This is a genomic window from Streptomyces sp. BR1, assembly GCF_052373795.1.
GTDB lineage: Bacteria > Actinomycetota > Actinomycetes > Streptomycetales > Streptomycetaceae > Streptomyces.
In genome coordinates this window covers 4,931,201-4,946,934 of record NZ_CM126252.1, presented here as the reverse complement: position 1 = coordinate 4,946,934, position 15,734 = coordinate 4,931,201, and the positions used below count along the sequence as shown (strand labels likewise).

Below are 15,734 nucleotides of genomic sequence, written 5' to 3'. Positions count from 1 at the left end.
TCTACGTGTGCGTGGCTGTGGTGACAGCCACTACGCGTGCGCGGGCACACGGCCCGAGAGCTCCTGGAGGTGTTCGAGCCGTACGCGCGTGTCCGCGTCGAGCGGTACGTACGTGACCAGGCGCGGGCCGGACGACGGGCCCAGCCAGAGGTTGGTGTGTTCCAGGTGCAGCAGGCCGACCAGCGCGTTGCGGATGAACTTGTCCCGGCCGCCCTGACCGACCACCTCGTGCCGCGCCCAGATCTCGCGGAACTCCGGCGACCCGTTCTCCAGGCGCATCAGCAGCGTCTTCCAGGCGGGCTCGGCCAGGTGCTCGGCCATGGAGGCGCGGAACTTGGCGGCCATCATCCGGTTGACCTCGGGCAGATCGGCGACCGCCGCCCGCCAGTCGTCGTTGGTGAAGGCCAGCCACATGCAGTTGCGGTCGCCGGGCGCCAGCGCGTCCAGGTCGCAGAGCAGCTTCGCGTACGTGCGGTTGTACGCCAGGATGTCGTACCGGCTGTTCTGGATGCAGGCGGGCATCGGCTCCAGCTGGTCCAGCATCGCGCGCATGGCAGGAGTCACCGTGGGGCAGGGCGCGTTGGGGTTCGGGTCGCCGGTGCCTGCGAGGGCGAACAGGTGCGCCCGCTCGCTCGGGTCCATCAGCAACGCGCGCGCGAGCGCGTCCAGGACCTGCGCGGACACCTGGATCTCGCGGGCCTGCTCCAGCCACGTGTACCAGGTGACGCCGACGGCGGACAGGTGCGCGACCTCCTCGCGGCGCAGCCCGGGGGTGCGCCGGCGGCGGCCGTGCGGCAGGCCGACCTGCTCGGGCGTGATGCGCTCGCGGCGGCTGCGCAGGAATTCCGCCAACTCGTGCCTGCGAACATCGGACTGCGGTGCCACAGTGGTCATACGCACCAGGGTGCCGCACCGCCGACCCAGTTGCCAGGTAGTGCGGGTACCAGGATAAGCAGACTCTGGTACCAGGCTGAGCAAACCGCGATCGTGTGATGCGTGAGCAACGACGTGAGTTCTGTTTCGACCACATCCGCTACCCGACCGAGGACCGCAACCACCACCCCGGCCACCGTCCCGGTCATCCATCACGAGGGCGCGTCGATCGGCGCGCTCGGGCTCTTCACCGTGCTGCTCGGCGCGGCCCTGCCCCTGATCGACTTCTTCATCGTCAACGTCGCCCTGCCCGCCATGGACAAGGACCTGTCCGCGGGCGCGGCCACCCTGGAGCTGGTGGTCGCGGGCTACGGCGTCGCGTACGCCGTACTGCTCGTCCTCGGCGGCCGGCTCGGCGACACCGCCGGGCGCCGCAAGCTCTTCCTGATCGGCATGGCCGGGTTCGGCCTGACCTCGCTGGCCTGCGGCCTGGCGCCGACCGCCTGGACGCTGGTCGCGGCCCGGGTCGCCCAGGGCGCCACGTCCGCGCTGATGCTCCCGCAGGTCCTGGCCACCATCCAGGCCACCACCACCGGACCGCACCGGGCGCGCGCGATGAGCCTGTACGGCGCGACCGCGGGCCTGTCGATGGTCGCGGGCCAGATCCTCGGCGGCGTGCTCGTGGCCGCCGACATCGCGGGCTCCGGCTGGCGCTCGGTCTTCCTGGTCAACGTTCCCGTGGTCGTCGTCGGCCTGGTGCTCGCGGTCCGCAGCGTGCCGGAGACCCGCTCGGAGCGGGCCGCCTCGATCGACGTGCCGGGCACGCTCCTGCTGGCCCTTTCGCTGATCAGCCTGCTGCTGCCGCTGACCGAGGGCCGCGCGGCCGGGTGGCCGCTGTGGACCTGGATATCGCTCGCGGTCTTCCCGTTCGCGGCGTTCGCGTTCTTCCGTACCGAGCAGCGCATCGACCGCCGGGGCGGCACCCCGCTGGTCCCGCCGAGCCTGCTGCGCCTGCCGTCCCTGAACCGGGGCCTGGTGCTGATCGTCCCGTTCTCCATCGGCTTCAGCGGCTTCATGTTCGTGATCGCGGTCGTCCTCCAGCAGGGCCTGCGGATGGGCCCGGTCTCGGCCGGTCTCGCCCTGGTGCCGATGGCGCTGGCGTTCTTCGCGGCCTCGCTGGCCGGGCCGCGCCTGATCGGGCGGTACGGCAGCAAGGTGGTCACCGTCGGCGGCCTCATCCAGGGCGTCGGCATCGCGGTCCTGGTGGCGACCGTCCACTACGGCTGGCCGGACCTCGGCATCGGCGCGCTGGCCCCTGGGGTCGCGCTTGCCGGACTCGGCCAGGGCCTCCAGCTGCCGGTGCTGTTCCGGATCGTGCTCTCGGACGTCCCGGCGGACCGGGCGGGCGTCGGCAGCGGCGTCCTGGTCACCACCCAGCAGTCGGCCCTCGCCCTCGGCGTCGCGACCCTGGGCAGCCTCTTCCTCTCCCTCGCCCCGTCCTCGGGCACCCGTGACGCGCTGGTCGTCACCCTCCTCGTCCAGCTGGCGGCCGTGGTCGTGACGGTGCTGCTGAGCCTGCGGCTGCCGCGGAAGGTGGGATGACCTGGGAAGACGGGGGGACACCCGAACACGGGGTGACGCGGGGTGACAGATGACAGATATTGAAATCTGTCATCTGTCATGTCATGGTGGGTACGGGGGTGCACACCGCACCTCCCACCCCCACCCTCCTAGGAGCGACCACCATGCGCACCCGCACCCTCGGCACCACCGGCCCCCAGGTCTCCGCCCTCGGCCTCGGCTGCATGGGCATGTCCGCGCTGTACGGCGAGGCCGACCGGGCCGAGTCCATCGCCACCATCCACGCCGCCCTCGACGCGGGCATCACCCTGCTCGACACCGGCGACTTCTACGGCATGGGCCACAACGAGCTCCTGATCGGCGAGGCCCTGCGCAGTGCCCCCGCCGCCGCCCGCGAACAGGCGCTCACCAGCGTCAAGTTCGGCGCCCTGCGCGACCCGGACGGCGGCTGGGCCGGATACGACGGCCGCCCCGCGGCGGTCAAGAGCTTCGCCGCGTACTCGCTCCAGCGCCTCGGCGTCGACCACATCGACGTCTACCGCATCGCCCGGCTCGACGAGAACGTCCCGGTCGAGGAGACCGTCGGGGCCATCGCCGAACTGGTCGAGGCCGGGCACGTACGCCACATCGGGATGTCGGAGGTCGGCGCGGAGACCCTGCGCCGGGCCGCCGCCGTCGCCCCCATCAGCGACCTCCAGATCGAGTACTCGCTCATCTCGCGCGGCATCGAGGACGAGATCCTGCCGACCGCCAAGGAGCTCGGCATCGGGATCACGGCGTACGGAGTGCTCTCGCGCGGCCTGATCAGCGGCCACTTCACCCGCGACCGCCAGTTGGCCGCCAACGACTTCCGTGGCATGAGCCCGCGCTTCCAGGGCGAGAACCTCGACCGCAACCTGGACCTCGTCGAGGCGCTGCGCAAGGTCGCCGACCACCAGGGCGTCTCGGTCGCGCAGATCGCGATCGCCTGGGTGATGGCGCAGGGCGAGCGGTTCGGCGCGGACATCGTGCCGCTGGTCGGCGCCCGCCGCCGGGACCGCCTGGCGGAGGCGCTGGGCGCGCTCGACGTCACGCTCGGCAAGGACGACCTGGCCGCGATCGAGGCCGCCGTCCCGGCCGGCGCCGCCGCGGGCGACCGCTACCCGGCGGCCCAGATGGCGCATCTGGACAGCGAGCACTGAGTTGTCCACAGGGCCGAACCGGTGTCGTCGGCGCCGGGTAACGTCAAGGTCATGAGTACGGAACCACTGACCGCCGAGCGCATCCTCGAAGCGACCGAGGAGGTGCTGCGCCGCCACGGCCCGGCGAAGGCCACGGTCGTCGACGTCGCCCGCCAGCTCGGCGTCAGCCACGGCAGCGTCTACCGCCACTTCCGTACGAAGTCGGCGCTGCGGGAAGCCGTCACCAAGCGCTGGCTGGACCGCACGACGCTGCAGCTGGGCGTCATCGCGGACGACGAGTCCAAGGACGCGGAGTCCGCCCTGCGCGAGTGGCTGGCGAAGCTGTTCGAGGCCAAGCGCCACAAGGCGGGCGACGACCCCCAGCTGTTCGCCACGTACGAGGTGCTGCTCGCGGAGAACAGCACGGTGGTCGAGGACCACATCGCGGACCTGGTCGCCCAACTGGCACAGATAGTCCATGCGGGCGTCCACCGAGCCCAGTTCACCACGACAACCCCCGACGAATCAGTGGCCCGAGCCCTCTTCGACGCCACAGGCCGCTTCCACGACCCGGCATACGCGTCCCAGTGGCAACGCCCGGGAATCGAGGCGGATTTCGAGGCAGTGGTGAACCTCTTGATACGAGGCCTGCGCACCCCGGCAAGTTAGGGGCGCGGGGAACTGCGCGACCAGCCACGCACGGTCCGCAGCCGAACTCGAACCTTTAAGGGGCGCGGGGAACTGCGCGACAAGCCCCCACCGGCCCGCAGCCGAACGCGCACCCCAAAACGCCGCAGCCGGGGACGCCTAGTGCCAACTGGCGTACCCGGCGGTCGCCGCACCCGACCCGGTCGAGATCGTCAGCGACCGATCAGACGCCGGGTCGACCAACGCGTCGTCGACATCCCGCGCCCCCGACCCCACAGACCCCGACACCCGATACCGAGACCCCGGAGGCAGGGAGACCTCCACACTCCCCGACCCGGAGGACGCACTGACCCGCCGAGGCGGGGTCACGAACTCCATCGACGCCTGCCCCGACCGCACCCGCACCTCCGCCGAGGACGACCCGATCGCGGACCCGCTGAACGACCCGGAGTCGACGGACCCGGTGATCGGCCCGCGTACGCCGTACAACTTCACACTCCCCGACCCGGCCCGCACATCGACCGGACCGGTGAGCCCGCTGACCCGGACCGTGCCCGAGCCGCTCTTCACCATCAGCTCGACCCCGGCCGGGACGGTCAGATCGAGCTGGACCGAGCAGTCCAGGCCCGTGACGGAGAGCAGACCGCCGCACTCGGGCCGCAGTTTCAGGGTGTCGTTGTCCCACACCTTGCTGACCTTGGGTTTGCGCAGCGACCAGGAAAGCCGCTCCTTGACCCGGACTTCACCGTCCGCGCCGGGCCCCACGGTCACCGCGGCGCTGCCGGAGTCGATCTGCACGGCCCGCACCGGGTGGTGGTCGTTCGTCTCGACGCTGCTGTGACTGGCCTCGCGGCCGAAGAACTCCCCGTACATCCCGAAGACGAGCGGAGCCACGATGAACAGCGCGCTGAGCACCGCGACCAGGATCCACCGCCCCCGGTGCTGGGGCCGGTCCCCACCCGCACCGGACCCCGGGCCGGGGCCGCTCTCCGTACGTATGCCCGTACTCGTACTCACGAGCCGCCGTCCAGGAACCGCAGCACGGCGAGGACACGGCGGTGGTCGCCGTCGGCGACGGGCAGGTCGAGCTTGGCGAAGATGCTGTTGATGTGCTTGGCCACCGCGCTCTCGCTGACGACGAGTTGGACGGCGATGCCCGCGTTGGAGCGGCCCTCGGCCATCAGGGCGAGGACTTCGCGTTCGCGCGGGGTGAGGCGCTCCAGCGGGTCCGTGCCGCCGCCCCGGCGCAGCAGCAGCTGGGCGACGACCTGCGGGTCGAGCGCGGTGCCGCCGCCCGCGACCCGCTTGAGCGCGTCGATGAACTCCTCGACGTCGGCGACCCGTTGCTTGAGCAGATAGCCGATGCCACCGGTCTGCGCGGTGAGCAGATCGGCCGCGTACCGCTCCTCCACGTACTGCGAGAGCAGCAGTACGGAGGTGTCCGGCCACTGCTGACGGATCATCAGGGCGGCGCGTACGCCTTCGTCGGTGAAGCCGGGCGGCATCCGGACGTCGACGAGGGCCAGCTTGGGCCGGTGCTCCTCGACGGCGGCGAGCAGCCCGTCGGCGTCGTCCGCCTCGGCGGCGACCTCGAACCCGGCCATCTCCAGAACCTTGACAAGTCCTATCCGCAGCAGGACCGAGTCCTCGGCGATCACAGCCCGCACGGCAACTCCACAGTGATGACAGTCGGGCCCCCGTGGGGGCTGTTGATCCGGATCGTTCCGTCCACCGACCCTACGCGCTTGCCCAGGCCCCGCAGTCCGGTGCCGCCGGCGGCGTCCGCGCCGCCGACCCCGTTGTCGGAGACGGTGAGGGTGAGCAGGTCGGCGCGGCGGCGCACCTGGACGGAACAGCGCGTCGCGCGGGCGTGCTTGGCGACGTTCGCCAGTGCCTCGGAGACGACGAAGTAGGCGACGGCCTCGACGGTCGGCGACGGGCGCCGGTCGATGTCGACGGTGAGCTCGACGGGCAGCGGGGCGCGGGCGGCGATGCCGGAGAGCGCGGCGTCCAGGCCGCGGTCGTCGAGGACGGCCGGGTGCAGCCCGCGCACCAGGCTGTTCAGCTCCTCGATGGCCTCCTTGGCCTCGCGGTGCGCCTCGTCGATGACGGCCCGGGCATCGGGCGGCAGATCGGTGAGGGTGGCCCGGGCCAGGCCCAGGTTCATGGCGAGCGAGACGAGCCGCTGCTGGGCGCCGTCGTGCAGGTCGCGCTCGATACGGCGGCGTTCGGCGTCGGCGGCGTCCAGGACCCCGGCGCGGCTCTCGGCCAGCGTCTCGACCCGCCGCTCCAACTCCTTGGCCCGGTTGGGGCCGAGCAGGGCGGCCGCCGCGTGGGCGTCGAGGCGGACGGTGGCGGCGGCGAACCAGGGCGTGGCGAGCAGCAGCACGAAGCCGGCGACGGTGAGCAGGACGTACTCGTCGGTCCAGCCCGGCATCCGGTCGTCCATCGGCAGCGCCCACACCCAGGAGAAGACCAGCGTCCCCGCGAGGCCCACTGCCCATGAGCAGACCACCAGCACACCGGCCGTCGCCGCGAGCGGGGCGACGAGGAGGTGGTAGCCGTACTGCCGCCAGGTCGACTCCGAGCGCAGCCGCTCGACGAGCCCGCGCCAGCTCAGCCTGCGGCTGCGCCAGGCGATGTGCGGCACGTCGAGGCCGAGCAGCGACCAGAAGCGGCTGCGCTGGAGGGTGGTGAGCAGCGGATTGACGACGAGGACGAAGAGCAGGGCGCCGGGGGTGTGTCCGGGCGCCGCGATCATGTACGTGAACGCGGCCGCGGCGGGCAGCGCGAGGGGAACGCCTGCCACGGCGAAGGTGGTGTTGCGCCAGGCCCACGCCGACCAGGGGGCGTGTGCGGCGGCCCAGTCGAATGCGCGCCGCAGCGGGCCGGGAGTTGCCATGTGCATACCGTAAATGCCCAGGTCGGGGCCGCGCCATCACGCTGCTGCCCGGCCGGGGGTGTAGCTGGCACCACCCCCGTTACGGACAGCCGCGCTACTGATTCGGACGGCTGGAACGACGAGGCTTGTGATCATGCCCGGCGGACGGACCTCCGGGCCGGAAGGAGCCCGTCGCCATGACGCTCGTCGCCCCGCAGATCCGCACCCGTCGTACGACGTCCCGTACCGGTGCCGGTGTCGCGGGCCTGCGCCTGCCGCGTCTGGCGACGCTGCTGACGGGGGCGGGGGCCGCGCTGCTGCCGTGGATGGTGGTCCTGGCCGGGACGCTGCCGCAGACCACGGAGGTCTCCAACTGGTCCGCGGCCTGGATCGGCCTCGACGTCCTCCTGGCCGTCGGGCTGACCGGAACGGGTGCGCTGCTCAAGCGCGGTGACGCGCGGGTGGGGCAGGCGGCTGCGGCGACGGGGGCGCTGCTGCTTGTGGACGCCTGGTTCGACGTGATGACTTCGGCCCCGGGCCCGGAGTTCACCACGTCCGTGGTGCTGGCCGTGTGCGCGGAGCTGCCGCTTGCAGTGGCGTGCGGTGTGCTTGCGGCGCGACGCCCGTAGCTGCGCTTTCGTCTGCGGGCCGTCTGTGGCTGCTCGCGCAGTTCCCCGCGCCCCTAGGTAGTCAGGGGCGCGGGGAACTGCGCGAGCAACCCAGCACGATCCGCAGACGAACCAATGGCTGAGCCCCGCACTGCCTGCTCGGCGGTACGGGGCTCAGCTACATGCCCGAATCAGCAACCGAGCAGTCGGCTACCGAGGTAGGACTGGATCTGGTCCAGGGACACCCGCTCCTGGGACATCGTGTCGCGCTCGCGCACCGTCACCGCGTTGTCGTCGAGCGTGTCGAAGTCGACGGTGACACAGAACGGCGTACCGATCTCGTCCTGGCGACGGTAACGGCGACCGATCGCGCCCGCGTCGTCGAACTCGATGTTCCAGTTCTGCCGCAGGTCCGCCGCCAGGCCCTTCGCCTTCGGCGACAGCTGCGGGTTGCGCGAGAGCGGCAGGACCGCGACCTTGACCGGCGCCAGGCGCGGGTCCAGGCGCATCACGGCACGCTTCTCCATGACGCCCTTGGCGTTGGGCGCCTCGTCCTCGCTGTAGGCGTCGAGGAGGAAGGCGAGCATGGAGCGGCCGACACCGGCGGCGGGCTCGATGACGTACGGGGTCCAGCGCTCACCGGCCTCCTGGTCGAAGTACGACAGGTCGCTGCCGGACGCCTTGGCGTGCGCCGAGAGGTCGTAGTCGGTGCGGTTGGCGACACCCTCCAGCTCGCCCCACTCGCTGCCGCCGAACTGGAAGCGGTACTCGATGTCGGCGGTGCGCTTGGAGTAGTGGGAGAGCTTCTCCTTCGGGTGCTCGTACCAGCGCATGTTCTCCTCGCGCAGGCCCAGGCCCGTGTACCAGTTCCAGCGCTCCTGCATCCAGTACTCCTGCCACTTCTCGTCCTCGCCCGGCTTGACGAAGAACTCCATCTCCATCTGCTCGAACTCGCGGGTGCGGAAGATGAAGTTGCCGGGCGTGATCTCGTTGCGGAAGGACTTGCCCATCTGGGCGATACCGAACGGGGGCTTCTTGCGGGAGGTCTGCTGGACCTGGCCGAAGTTGGTGAAGATGCCCTGCGCGGTCTCGGGACGCAGGTAGGCGACGGAGCCGCTGTCCTGGGTCGGGCCGAGGTGGGTGGAGAGCAGACCCGAGAAGTTCTTCGGCTCGGTGAAGGTGCCCTTGTTGCCGCAGTGCGGGCAGCCGATGTCGGCGAGGCCGTTCGCGGGCTCCTTGCCGTGCTTCTCCTCGTACGCCTCGATCAGGTGGTCCGCGCGGAACCGCTTGTGGCAGGAGGTGCACTCGGTGAGCGGGTCGGTGAAGGTGGCGACGTGGCCGGAGGCCTCCCAGACCTCGGTGGCCAGGATCACCGACGAGTCGATACCGACGACGTCCTCGCGCGAGGTGACCATGTAGCGCCACCACTGGCGCTTGAGGTTCTCCTTCAGCTCGACACCCAGCGGCCCGTAGTCCCAGGCGGCACGCTGACCACCGTAGATCTCGCTGCACGGGTAGACGAAGCCACGGCGCTTGCTCAGGTTGACGATGGTGTCGATCTTGTCGGCGGCCACGGTGCTCTCTTCATTACGACGACGACGAACGGCGAATGCCCCAGGGTAGCGGCGGCCTGCACCCCTGGATCAAATCGGTATCCGGGACGGGCGTTGACGAGGGGTCCTGGAGGGGCTCGGGGGGTGGCTGGGAGGAGGGTCCGGAGGGTCGCTTGACGAGGGCTTGGCCAGGGCTTGACGGGGCGTTGTTGACAATCGTTTCCACTTTTGTTGAAAATGAGTGTCATGAACGTACGACGCCTCATACCCGCCGCCGCCCTCTCCAGCGCCGTGATCCTCGGCCTCACCGCCCTGACCGCGTGCTCGGGCTCGTCCACGGGCAAGAAGGACGGCAAGCTCGACGTGGTGGCGTCGTTCTACCCGATGCAGTACCTGGCCGAGCAGATAGGCGGCTCGCACGTCGCCGTCTCGAACCTCACCAAGCCGGGCGTCGAGCCGCATGACCTGGAGCTCAGCCCGAAGCAGACCGCCTCGCTCGGCGAAGCGGACGTCATCGTCTACCTCAAGGGCATCCAGCCCGCCGTGGACAAGGCCATCGACCAGTCCGGTGTGAAGCACACCGTCGACGCGGCGGGCCTGACCAAGCTGGAGGACCACGGCACCGAGACCGGCCCGGGCCACGAGGGCCACGCCCACCAGGGCGGCAACGAGGCCGGCGCCGACCCGCACATCTGGCTGGATCCGGTGAAGTACGCCGAGGTCGCCAAGGGCGTCGGCAAGACCCTGGAGCAGGCCGACCCGGACCACGCGGCGGACTACAAGAAGAACACCGACACCGTGGTGAAGAACCTCGGCGCGCTGAACGACAAGTTCGCGTCGGGTCTGAAGAACACCGCGACGAAGACGTTCATCACCACCCACTCCGCCTTCGGCTACCTCGCCGAGCGCTACGGGCTGACCCAGGAGGGCATCGCCGGCATCGACCCCGAGGCCGAGCCGAGCCCCGCCCGGATCAAGGAGCTCCAGTCGCTGGCGAAGAAGGACCACGTCAACACGGTCTTCTTCGAGACACTGGCCAGCGACAAGACCGCCAAGACCCTCGCCAAGGACACCGGCCTCAAGACGGATGTCCTGGACCCGCTGGAGGGCATCACCAAGAAGTCCAAGGGCGCCGACTACATCGCGGTGCAGGAGTCCAACCTGGCCGCGCTCCAGAAGGCGCTCGGTGCCAAGTGACCACCCCGGCAACGAAGTCCGCATCCGACGCATCGGAGGCAGCAGCGATGGAACCCGTCATATCCCTGCGCGGGGCCACGGCCACGCTGGGCTCGCGCCCGGTGCTGCGCGGCATCGACCTCACCGTCCAGCGCGGTGAGGTCGTCGCGCTCCTCGGCGCCAACGGCTCGGGCAAGTCCACCGCCGTGCGCTCGGTGATCGGCCAGGTGCCGCTCACCGGTGGCGCGATCGAGCTGTTCGGCACCGAGCTCAAGCGCTTCAAGGACTGGGCGCGCGTCGGTTACGTACCGCAGCGCACCACCGCCGCGAGCGGCGTCCCGGCCACGGTCCGCGAGGTCGTCTCCTCGGGGCGTCTGTCCCGTACGAAACTGGGCCTGCTCTCCAAGGCGGACCGGGCGGCCGTGCGCCGGGCCATCGAGCTCGTCGGCCTTTCCGACCGCGCCAAGGACTCGGTGAACGCGCTCTCCGGCGGCCAGCACCAGCGCGTCCTGATCGCCCGCGCGCTCGCCTCCGAGCCCGAGCTGTTGATCATGGACGAGCCGATGGCGGGCGTCGACCTGGCCAGCCAGGAGATCCTCGCCGCGACCCTGCGCGAGCAGGTCGCGGGCGGCGCGACCGTCCTGCTCGTCCTGCATGAACTCGGGCCCCTGGAGCCGCTGATCGACCGCGCGGTGGTGCTGCGCGACGGCTGCGTCACCCACGACGGCCCGCCGCCCAAGGCCACCGGCCAGCACGCGCTGCCCGGCCACGACCACGTCCACCCCCACTCGGCCGCCGAGCCGATCCGTACAGGACTGCTGACCTGATCATGGAAATCCTCCAGACCGCCTTCATGCAGCGGGCGCTCATCGCGGCCGTCCTGGTCGGCATCACCGCCCCCGCCGTCGGCATCTACCTGGTGCAGCGCCGCCAGGCCCTGATGGGCGACGGAATCGGCCATGTCGCGATGACCGGCGTCGGCCTCGGCTTCCTGCTCAACAGCAGCCCGGTGTGGATGGCGACGCTCGTCTCCGTCGTCGGCGCCGTGACGATGGAACTGATCCGCGCGTACGGCAAGACGCGCGGCGACATCGCGCTCGCCATGCTCTTCTACGGCGGTATGGCGGGCGGTGTGCTGCTGGTCAACCTCTCGGACACCGGCTCCAACGCCAACCTCTCCTCGTACCTGTTCGGCTCGCTCTCCACCGTCTCCGACTCGGACGTCACCTCGATCTGCCTGCTCGCGGCGTTTGTGGTGCTGGTCACGGTCGGACTGCGGCGGCAGCTGTTCGCGGTCAGCCAGGACGAGGAGTTCGCACGGGTTACGGGTCTGCCGGTGCGGGCGCTCAACCTGCTGATCGCGGTGACCGCCGCGATCACCGTCACGGTCGCGATGCGCGCCGTCGGGCTGCTGCTCGTCAGCGCGCTGATGGTGGTCCCGGTCGCCGCCGCCCAGCAGATCTCGCGCTCGTTCGTGGTGACGTTCGTCCTCGCGGTGGTCATCGGTACGACGGTCACGCTGGCCGGAACGGTCACTTCCTACTACCAGGACGTGCCGCCCGGTGCGACGATCGTGCTGCTCGCCATCGGCGCGTTCATCGCGCTGACCGCGCTCGCGGCCCCCTTGGCTCGACGGCGCGCGCGGGTGGCCGAAACCGCCGCCCAGGAGTGCACCCTGGAGGTACCGGGGGCACGGTCCGCGGCGGACGAGGCCACGGTCTGACCCCGACCTGGCAGAATGGCCCGACGACGTGAGCGGGCGACGGTAAGGGAGGCACCTGTGGCGACGGCTGGACCACCTGTACGCGGACGGTCCACCCGGCAGCGGGCCGCCGTGGCGGCGGCCCTCGACCAGGTGGACGAGTTCCGCAGCGCGCAGGAGCTGCACGACATGCTCAAGCACCGGGGCGACTCGGTGGGGCTCACCACCGTCTACCGCACCCTGCAGTCCCTCGCCGACGCCGGCGAGGTCGACGTCCTGCGCACCAGCGACGGCGAGGCCGTCTACCGCCGCTGCTCCTCCGGCGACCACCACCACCATCTGGTGTGCCGGGTGTGCGGCAAGGCGGTCGAGGTCGAGGGCCCGGCGGTCGAGAAGTGGGCCGAGGCGATCGCCGAACAGCACGGCTTCGTGAACGTGGCGCACACCGTGGAGATCTTCGGTACGTGCGAGGAGTGTGCGGCGAAGTAGTCGACGCACGGTAGTTGTTGACGTACGCCGGAGGGGGTGCGGGCCGTAGTGGCCCGCACCCCCTTCTGCATGCCCCGGCTCGCCCCTCCCGCACCATTCGCTATTTGCCGCCACAAACAGCACGTCCGGTTCTGTGCTGGGGTCAGGTGCTGCTGTTTCCAGCCGCTCAGAACTCCTTCAAGCCAGAGTCGAGGGAAATTAAGAAACCATCGCGTCGGTTTCTATAGACTCGCGTACGCATGCCATGCCCATGCCTATGCCCCCGCCGGACAACGGAGTGACACGATGAGCAAGCAGCAACGGGCGGAGCGGACGCGTCAGACGCTGATCCTCGCCGCGGCGGAAGTCTTCGACGCGGACGGATTCGCACCGTCCTCACTGACCGCGATCAGCACCCGGGCCGGCGTCAGCAACGGGGCGCTGCACTTCCACTTCGTCAGCAAGAACGCCCTGGCCGAGGCGGTCTGCGAGAACGCGATGGCGTCCCTGCGGCAGATCGCCCGCCCCAGGGAGGCCGGTCACGGACGGGCGCTCCAGGTCCTCGTGGACACCACGCACGCGCTGGCGTTCCGGCTCGGCGACGACGTGGTCCTGCGCGCCGGGTTCGGCCTCAGCTCCGACGCGACCTGGAAGGGCTCGACCGATCTGCGCCAGTACTGGGTCGACTGGGTCGGCGAGGTCCTGACCGGCGCGGCCGCCGAGGGCGCGCTCGCCGAGGGGGTCGCCGTGGACGACGCCAAGGCGGTGATCGCGGCGACGACGGTCGGCTTCGAGGCGATGGGCCGCGCCCATCCCCGCTGGTCCTCCCGCCAGATGTTCGGCAGGTTCTGGCGCCTGCTCCTCCCCCGCCTGGCCCGGGCGGACGCCCTGGACTCACTGAAGCCGGACGGCAGCCCGGGCTTGATGGCAGCGATCGGCACCCCGGGGATGGCGGCCGCGCTCGCCTAAGCGGACTTTTCCCTAAGGGGCGCGGGGAACTGCGCGACCAGCCCGGCACGGTCCGCACCCGAATTCAGGAACTAACAACTCGCGTTCCGCAAGAATTTCGCACAATTCCCCGTGGTGGAGCAACGGTGGCGAAGCCGTCTGACCTACGGGGGCGTAGCGCCCAAACCCCCTGCATAGGAGGGGGTTTGGCGGCTGAGCCAGCACGCGGGGCAGCGCGTGAGATCACCGCGCGGTGGACAACTGCGGAGTAACGCCGGATACGTTCCCTCCACGATGCTTCGAGGGTAGCGCTGTACAAACAACCGGCGTTCCGATCCGATCTTTCCGCTCAGCACCCGCAAGTTGAGGAGCCGTCGTGCGCAAGGTGCTCATCGCCAACCGTGGCGAAATCGCTGTCCGCGTTGCCCGGGCCTGCCGGGACGCCGGGATCGCCAGCGTAGCCGTCTACGCCGACCCGGACCGGGACGCTCTGCACGTCCGCGCGGCCGACGAAGCATTCGCTCTGGGCGGTGACACCCCGGCCGCCAGCTACCTGGACATCACCAAAGTCCTCCAAGCAGCCGCAGACTCCGGCGCGGACGCCATCCACCCCGGCTACGGATTCCTCTCCGAGAACGCCGACTTCGCCCAGGCCGTCCTCGACGCCGGACTGACCTGGATCGGCCCGCCGCCGCAGGCGATCCGCGACCTGGGTGACAAGGTGGCCGCGCGTCACATCGCGCAGCGCGCGGGCGCCCCGCTGGTGGCGGGTACCCCGGACCCGGTGTCGGGTGCTGATGAGGTCGTCGCGTTCGCCGAGGAGCACGGCCTGCCGATCGCGATCAAGGCGGCGTTCGGCGGCGGCGGACGCGGGTTGAAGGTCGCCCGCACCCTCGAAGAGGTCCCCGAGCTCTACGAGTCGGCGGTGCGTGAAGCTGTTGCGGCGTTCGGGCGGGGCGAGTGCTTCGTGGAGCGCTACCTCGACAAGCCGCGCCACGTCGAGACCCAGTGCCTCGCCGACAGCCACGGCAACGTGGTCGTCGTCTCCACCCGCGACTGCTCGCTCCAGCGCCGCCACCAGAAGCTGGTGGAAGAGGCCCCCGCGCCGTTCCTGTCCGAGGCGCAGAACGCGCAGCTCTACAGCGCGTCGAAGGCGATCCTGAAGGAAGCCGGTTACGTCGGCGCGGGCACCGTGGAGTTCCTGGTCGGTGCGGACGGCACGATCTCCTTCCTGGAGGTCAACACCCGCCTCCAGGTCGAACACCCGGTCACCGAAGAAGTCACCGGCATCGACCTGGTCCGCGAGATGTTCCGCATCGCCGACGGTGAAGCCCTCGGCTACACCGACCCGGCGGTGCGCGGGCACTCCTTCGAGTTCCGCATCAACGGCGAAGACCCCGGCCGCAACTTCCTCCCCGCCCCCGGCACCGTCACCACCTTCAACCCCCCGACCGGCCCCGGCGTCCGCCTCGACGCGGGCGTCGAATCCGGCTCGGTCATCGGCCCCGCCTGGGACTCCCTCCTCGCCAAGCTGATCGTCACCGGTGCCACCCGCGAACAGGCCCTCCAGCGCGCCTCCCGCGCCCTGGCCGAGTTCACCGTGGAGGGCATGGCCACCGCCATCCCCTTCCACCGCGCCGTCGTCACCGACCCCGCCTTCACCAGCGACCCCTTCACCATCCACACCCGCTGGATCGAGACCGAATTCGTCAACACCATCCCCGCGTTCGTCCCCCCGACGGCCGACGGCGACGACGAGTTCTCCACCGAGCGGGAGTCGGTGGTCGTCGAGGTCGCGGGCAAGCGGCTTGAGGTCTCGCTGCCCGCTTCCCTCGGGATGACGCTGGCCCGTACGGGACTCGCGGCAGGGGCCAAGCCCCAGCGTCGCGCGGTCAAGAAGGCGGGCTCCGCCGTCTCGGGCGACGCGCTCGCGTCTCCGATGCAGGGCACGATCGTCAAGGTCGCCGTCGAAGAGGGCCAGGAGGTCAACGAAGGCGACCTCATCGTCGTCCTCGAAGCGATGAAGATGGAGCAGCCCCTCAACGCCCACCGCTCCGGCACCATCAAGGACCTTGCGGCGGAAGTGGGTTCGTCCGTCACGTCCGGTGCCACCATCTGCGAGATCAAGGGCTGAGG

Annotated in this window: 15 protein-coding genes; 10 read left to right on the top strand and 5 right to left on the bottom strand. The window is 70.5% G+C overall.

Translation table 11 applies throughout. The annotated features are described in order from the left end of the window. Positions 1 to 30: 30 nt before the first annotated feature. The gene (locus ACT1U9_RS21445; protein WP_444534296.1) at positions 31 to 894 is read right to left on the bottom strand and encodes a helix-turn-helix transcriptional regulator; all 864 of its coding nucleotides are present in this window, start codon (positions 892 to 894) and stop codon (positions 31 to 33) included. A 186-nt stretch (positions 895 to 1,080) separates the two neighbouring features. Here ACT1U9_RS21445 and ACT1U9_RS21440 point away from each other — a divergent pair, with 186 nt between their 5' ends. The 3 genes from ACT1U9_RS21440 to ACT1U9_RS21430 all read left to right on the top strand — a co-directional run bounded on the left by ACT1U9_RS21440 (position 1,081) and on the right by ACT1U9_RS21430 (position 4,283). Continuing rightward, on the top strand, positions 1,081 to 2,475 hold the full coding sequence (locus tag ACT1U9_RS21440) for an MFS transporter (protein ID WP_444539209.1): 1,395 nt from the start codon (positions 1,081 to 1,083) through the stop codon (positions 2,473 to 2,475). A 143-nt stretch (positions 2,476 to 2,618) separates the two neighbouring features. Beyond that, entirely contained in the window at positions 2,619 to 3,635 is a 1,017-nt protein-coding gene (locus ACT1U9_RS21435; protein WP_444534295.1) for an aldo/keto reductase, read from the top strand. 51 nt (positions 3,636 to 3,686) lie between these two features. Further along, positions 3,687 to 4,283: a TetR family transcriptional regulator gene (locus ACT1U9_RS21430; protein ID WP_444534294.1), complete on the top strand. Its 597-nt coding sequence runs from the start codon at positions 3,687 to 3,689 to the stop codon at positions 4,281 to 4,283. Between the two features lie 138 nt (positions 4,284 to 4,421). Here ACT1U9_RS21430 and ACT1U9_RS21425 read toward each other — a convergent pair whose 3' ends face one another. Genes ACT1U9_RS21425 through ACT1U9_RS21415 form a run of 3 tightly spaced genes read right to left on the bottom strand, consistent with a single transcriptional unit; the run spans position 4,422 to position 7,164 of the window. Next, the gene (locus ACT1U9_RS21425; RefSeq protein WP_444534293.1) at positions 4,422 to 5,279 is read right to left on the bottom strand and encodes a hypothetical protein; all 858 of its coding nucleotides are present in this window, start codon (positions 5,277 to 5,279) and stop codon (positions 4,422 to 4,424) included. Next, positions 5,276 to 5,929: a response regulator gene (locus ACT1U9_RS21420; RefSeq protein WP_444534292.1), complete on the bottom strand. Its 654-nt coding sequence runs from the start codon at positions 5,927 to 5,929 to the stop codon at positions 5,276 to 5,278. Before ACT1U9_RS21420 ends, ACT1U9_RS21425 begins: the two co-directional genes overlap by 4 nt. Then, positions 5,917 to 7,164, bottom strand: a complete 1,248-nt coding sequence (locus tag ACT1U9_RS21415; protein WP_444534291.1) for a histidine kinase — start codon at positions 7,162 to 7,164, stop codon at positions 5,917 to 5,919. Before ACT1U9_RS21415 ends, ACT1U9_RS21420 begins: the two co-directional genes overlap by 13 nt. A gap of 176 nt (positions 7,165 to 7,340) precedes the next feature. Here ACT1U9_RS21415 and ACT1U9_RS21410 point away from each other — a divergent pair, with 176 nt between their 5' ends. Beyond that, positions 7,341 to 7,772, top strand: a complete 432-nt coding sequence (locus tag ACT1U9_RS21410; protein WP_444534290.1) for a hypothetical protein — start codon at positions 7,341 to 7,343, stop codon at positions 7,770 to 7,772. Between the two features lie 170 nt (positions 7,773 to 7,942). Here the strand turns inward: ACT1U9_RS21410 and ACT1U9_RS21405 are convergent, their stop codons facing one another. Further along, on the bottom strand, positions 7,943 to 9,325 hold the full coding sequence (locus ACT1U9_RS21405) for a glycine--tRNA ligase (protein ID WP_444534289.1): 1,383 nt from the start codon (positions 9,323 to 9,325) through the stop codon (positions 7,943 to 7,945). Positions 9,326 to 9,550: 225 nt separating this feature from the next. Between ACT1U9_RS21405 and ACT1U9_RS21400 the strand changes: the two genes are divergently transcribed. The 6 genes from ACT1U9_RS21400 (at position 9,551) to ACT1U9_RS21375 (ending at position 15,732) form a co-directional block, all read left to right on the top strand. Continuing rightward, positions 9,551 to 10,501, top strand: a complete 951-nt coding sequence (locus ACT1U9_RS21400; protein WP_444534288.1) for a metal ABC transporter substrate-binding protein — start codon at positions 9,551 to 9,553, stop codon at positions 10,499 to 10,501. 47 nt (positions 10,502 to 10,548) lie between these two features. Then, entirely contained in the window at positions 10,549 to 11,307 is a 759-nt protein-coding gene (locus ACT1U9_RS21395; protein ID WP_444534287.1) for a metal ABC transporter ATP-binding protein, read from the top strand. A gap of 2 nt (positions 11,308 to 11,309) precedes the next feature. Continuing rightward, positions 11,310 to 12,203, top strand: coding sequence for a metal ABC transporter permease (locus tag ACT1U9_RS21390; RefSeq protein ID WP_444534286.1), 894 nt, complete (start codon positions 11,310 to 11,312; stop codon positions 12,201 to 12,203). A gap of 57 nt (positions 12,204 to 12,260) precedes the next feature. After that, positions 12,261 to 12,671: a Fur family transcriptional regulator gene (locus ACT1U9_RS21385; RefSeq protein WP_361428995.1), complete on the top strand. Its 411-nt coding sequence runs from the start codon at positions 12,261 to 12,263 to the stop codon at positions 12,669 to 12,671. 285 nt (positions 12,672 to 12,956) lie between these two features. Further along, complete coding sequence (locus tag ACT1U9_RS21380) at positions 12,957 to 13,619, top strand: ScbR family autoregulator-binding transcription factor (protein WP_444534285.1); 663 nt, start codon at positions 12,957 to 12,959, stop codon at positions 13,617 to 13,619. A gap of 355 nt (positions 13,620 to 13,974) precedes the next feature. Then, positions 13,975 to 15,732 carry an acetyl/propionyl/methylcrotonyl-CoA carboxylase subunit alpha gene (locus tag ACT1U9_RS21375; RefSeq protein WP_444534284.1) on the top strand — a complete coding sequence of 586 codons (1,758 nt, stop codon included), beginning with the start codon at positions 13,975 to 13,977 and terminating at the stop codon, positions 15,730 to 15,732. Positions 15,733 to 15,734: the final 2 nt, after the last annotated feature.

What these genes read in the sequence shown, in the direction of transcription:
- ACT1U9_RS21445 (WP_444534296.1), bottom strand. Translation starts at nt 894, where the DNA reads ATGACCACTGTGGCACCGCAGTCCGATGTTCGCAGGCACGAGTTGGCG.
- ACT1U9_RS21435 (WP_444534295.1), top strand. Translation starts at nt 2,619, where the DNA reads ATGCGCACCCGCACCCTCGGCACCACCGGCCCCCAGGTCTCCGCCCTC.
- ACT1U9_RS21430 (WP_444534294.1), top strand. Translation starts at nt 3,687, where the DNA reads ATGAGTACGGAACCACTGACCGCCGAGCGCATCCTCGAAGCGACCGAG.
- ACT1U9_RS21415 (WP_444534291.1), bottom strand. Translation starts at nt 7,164, where the DNA reads ATGGCAACTCCCGGCCCGCTGCGGCGCGCATTCGACTGGGCCGCCGCA.
- ACT1U9_RS21410 (WP_444534290.1), top strand. Translation starts at nt 7,341, where the DNA reads ATGACGCTCGTCGCCCCGCAGATCCGCACCCGTCGTACGACGTCCCGT.
- ACT1U9_RS21400 (WP_444534288.1), top strand. Translation starts at nt 9,551, where the DNA reads ATGAACGTACGACGCCTCATACCCGCCGCCGCCCTCTCCAGCGCCGTG.
- ACT1U9_RS21395 (WP_444534287.1), top strand. Translation starts at nt 10,549, where the DNA reads ATGGAACCCGTCATATCCCTGCGCGGGGCCACGGCCACGCTGGGCTCG.
- ACT1U9_RS21390 (WP_444534286.1), top strand. Translation starts at nt 11,310, where the DNA reads ATGGAAATCCTCCAGACCGCCTTCATGCAGCGGGCGCTCATCGCGGCC.
- ACT1U9_RS21380 (WP_444534285.1), top strand. Translation starts at nt 12,957, where the DNA reads ATGAGCAAGCAGCAACGGGCGGAGCGGACGCGTCAGACGCTGATCCTC.